Here is a 3463-nt window from a genome sequence, read left to right on the forward strand (position 1 = left end):
CGACGTCGTCGCGAAGGAGGTTGCTCACATGGGCATCCGCGTGTGCACGCTGGAACCTGGCGGGATGCGCACCGACTGGGCCAGCGAAGCACGTCGCGGCATTGATGACATGCTGCCCGACTACGAACAGTCGGTCGGCAAGATGCTCGAGCTTCTGGAAGCTTATGGAGGTCACGAAATCAGCGACCCCGCGAAGATCGCGGCATTAATCGTCCAATTGTCACGTCGCGACCCGCTTCCATTGCGTCTGGTGCTCGGTGGCGACGCGCTGCACATCTGCCGTCTCGCAGACGCTGAACGCGCTGAGGAACTGCAGCAATGGAGCGAAACCTCACTTTCCACGCATTTCCCGGATGCGCAACTGCCGGCTGGGCTCGATGTGCTGAAGCAGCCCAAATGACATAACGTAGGCACCACCACCACCACCGCCACCGCTACGCTTGGGCTAGAACCGGTATCCGATTCCGAGAAAGACGATCACCGGGTCCGCCGTGATACGCGTTTTGTTGGACAACACCGTCTGACCGTTGGCGGCCACGGAACTCACTGTCGCATTTGTCTTGAGAGGCAGATACGTCACGGATGCAGTCGCGTACCAGTTCTTGCTGAAATTGTAGGAGGCGCCCATGTCGAACGCAGGGTTCCATGACGGACTAAGCGAAGTCTTGACCTGCCCGCCCGGCCCTGCAACCTCCTGTAACGCGCCACTGAATGTCGAATTGAGCTCGTTGTGCGAGTACCACGTATAGTTCCCGCCGATACCGACAAACGGGCGCAACTTCGTCTGCGCGTCGAAGAAGTAATATTTCACGAAAAGAATGGGGCACCACGACCGGGTGGTGGCGAGCGGCTGCAGGTTCCCCAGTCCGAGCGATGGCCCGCCGGGACCGAAAGGTGCGACGTTGCCCTGTGCATAGAGCTTGAGCTTGGGCGGTACGCCCGTCGCCAGGTCCAGCGCGATGTTGTCCGTAAAGAAATAGGTCGTCGAGAGCTCTGCGGTGAACGTGTTGTGTATCTGTCCACCCGTTCCCGGAGACGTGAACGTGCCCGCAGCCGAAGTGCTCTGCAACAATGTGGAGGAGGACGGGCCGAAGTCGAGCCAGGATGCGCCCACGCTGGGTATTAAACTGCCTGCGCTCTGTCCCATCGCACTGGAACATATCGCGCCCGTTATTAACGCAAGGCATGCAAGTCTTTTCATCAGCTCGTCTCCCAATTATTTTGCATTACTTATCAACACCTTTGCGTCAATGTTTTTTCTCGCACCGCCTCCGCTCAGAACTGCTCGATGGGGAGGCTCGACCCGCTCGATGCGCCGCTGCGGATCGTCTCCAGAAGCGCCGTCGCTTTGGGCAAGACCTTGTCGGCGTAGAAACGCGCAGTGGCGAGCTTCGTGCGATGGAAGTCCGGGTCTTCATTCGCTGCGCTTTTGGTCGACGCAACAAGCGCTGCCCGCCCCATCTGCCACCCGCCGCACACGTAGCCAGTGAGCATCAGATAGTCGACTGAAGTGGCAAGCGCTGCGTCGGGCTGAGTCGCCAATGCTTGCAGCATCCAGCCGGTGGCATCGTCGAGCGCCTGGACACCGGCCGCGAGCGCCGTGCCAACGGACGTCACTTCTGGATCCGTGCTGCCCTCCAACTCCAGCGCGGCCCGACGCATCTCCGCAATAAGGTCAGCCATCGCCGCGCCCTGATCCGACGCGAGCTTGCGGCTTACGAGATCCGCAGCCTGGATGCCCGTCGTGCCCTCGTAGATCGGCGCGATGCGTGCATCGCGCAGGAACTGGCATGCACCCGTCTCCTCGATATAGCCCATCCCGCCGTGCACCTGCACCCCCATCGACGCAATCTCGACGCCCAACTCCGTGCACCATGCCTTCAACACGGGAATCAGGAGATCGACACGCGCCTGGCGGCGTGCGCGCTGAGCCTCTTCGGGCTCGCGATGCGCGCGGTCCATGTCCGCGGCCATCACGTATCCGAAAGCGCGCATCGCTTCGACCTGGGACTTCATCGTCAACAACATGCGCCGCACATCCGGGTGATGGATGATTGCCACAGCGCCACCCGATTTGCTGGCCGCGAGCCGTCCCTGGACGCGTTCCTTCGCGTATTCGCGGGCCTGTTGATATGCCCGTTCCGCGATCGCAAGCCCCTGGATACCTACCTTCTGGCGCGCCTCGTTCATCATCGTGAACATATGCGCGAGACCTTTGTTCTCCTGCCCCACCAGATAACCGATCGCCCCACCCTGGTCCCCGAAGCTCATCACGCAGGTCGGACTCGCGTGAATGCCGAGCTTGTGTTCGAGCGACACGCAGTGCACGTCGTTGCGTTGCCCCGCAGCGCCATCGGCATTCAGCAGGAACTTGGGCACGAGAAAGAGCGATATGCCGCGCACGCCCTCAGGCGCGTCCGGCGTGCGTGCGAGGACGAGATGAATGACGTTGTCCGTCATGTCGTGATCGCCCCACGTGATAAAAATCTTCTGCCCGGAGAGGCGATAGTGGTCGCCTTCGGGCACCGCCTTCGTGCGCACGGCGGCGAGATCGGAACCGGCTTGCGGCTCGGTCAGGTTCATGGTGCCCGTCCACTTGCCGCTGACGAGATTGGGCAAATAGCGTCCCTTGAGTTCTTCCGAGCCGTGCTGCCTCAGCGCCTCCGTGGCCCCCGCCGTCAACAGAGGACACAGGGCAAACGCCATGTTGGACGAATTCCACATCTCGACGGTCGCCGCATTCAGCAACTCGGGCAGCCCCTGCCCGCCGAAATCCGGGTCGCCGGCGAGGCCGCTCCAGCCGCCTTCGGCGAACTGCCGGTAGGCTTTCGCGAAACCGTCCGCGGCAACGACGCCGTCCTTCGTCAGTCGCGCGCCCTGCTCGTCGCCGGACTTGTTCAGCGGCGCCAGCACTTCGGTGGCGAGCCTCGCCGCCTCGTCGAGGACAGCCTCGGCGAGTTCGGGCGTCACCTCCTCGAAGCCCGGCAGCGAAGACAACTCGCCGAGACCGGCCAGTTCCGTCATCACGAAGCGCATGTCGCGCAGCGGTGCAATATAGATGCCCATCATGGTCTCCCGAATCAGTTTTGTTGCAGCTTGTCCAGCTCACCGGATAACTCCGGCAATACTTTGAAGAGATCGCCGACGATCCAGTAATCGGCGGCCTGGAAAATCGGCGCCTCCTCGTCCTTATTGATCGCGACAATCACTTTCGAGTCCTTCATGCCGGCCAGATGCTGGATCGCACCGGAAATGCCGACCGCGATATAGAGTTGCGGCGCGATGACCTTGCCGGTCTGGCCCACCTGATAGTCGTTCGGCACGAAACCGGCGTCCACGGCAGCGCGCGACGCGCCGACCGCTGCGCCCAGCTTGTTGGCGATGTCCTCCAGCAGTGCGAAGTTCTCGCCGGAGCCCATACCTCGGCCGCCCGAGATCACCCGCTGCGCCGCTGTCAGTTCAG

General features: G+C 62.1%; 3 protein-coding genes and 1 pseudogene. 1 reads left to right on the forward strand and 3 read right to left on the reverse strand.

The genetic code is table 11. The features are described 5' to 3' along the window. A pseudogene (locus WCA53_RS30365) lies at window positions 1-400 on the forward strand (short-chain dehydrogenase/reductase); the annotation flags it as partial. Window positions 401-445: 45 nt separating this feature from the next. Here the strand turns inward: WCA53_RS30365 and WCA53_RS30370 are convergent. The 3 genes from WCA53_RS30370 to WCA53_RS30380 all read right to left on the reverse strand — a co-directional run. Then, window positions 446-1201: an OmpW/AlkL family protein gene (locus tag WCA53_RS30370; protein WP_423920133.1), complete on the reverse strand. Its 756-nt coding sequence runs from the start codon at window positions 1199-1201 to the stop codon at window positions 446-448. A 74-nt stretch (window positions 1202-1275) separates the two neighbouring features. Next, complete coding sequence (locus WCA53_RS30375; protein WP_423920141.1) at window positions 1276-3066, reverse strand: acyl-CoA dehydrogenase C-terminal domain-containing protein; 1791 nt, start codon at window positions 3064-3066, stop codon at window positions 1276-1278. A gap of 14 nt (window positions 3067-3080) precedes the next feature. Beyond that, on the reverse strand, window positions 3081-3463 hold a 383-nt coding region (locus WCA53_RS30380), incomplete at its 5' end, for an electron transfer flavoprotein subunit alpha/FixB family protein (protein WP_423920136.1).

This window comes from Caballeronia sp., assembly GCF_049581465.1.
Classification (GTDB): domain Bacteria; phylum Pseudomonadota; class Gammaproteobacteria; order Burkholderiales; family Burkholderiaceae; genus Caballeronia.

Excerpts from the sequence above, each read along its gene's own strand:
- WCA53_RS30375 (WP_423920141.1), bottom strand. The coding sequence starts at position 3,066 with ATGGGCATCTATATTGCACCGCTGCGCGACATGCGCTTCGTGATGACG.
- WCA53_RS30370 (WP_423920133.1), bottom strand. The coding sequence starts at position 1,201 with ATGAAAAGACTTGCATGCCTTGCGTTAATAACGGGCGCGATATGTTCC.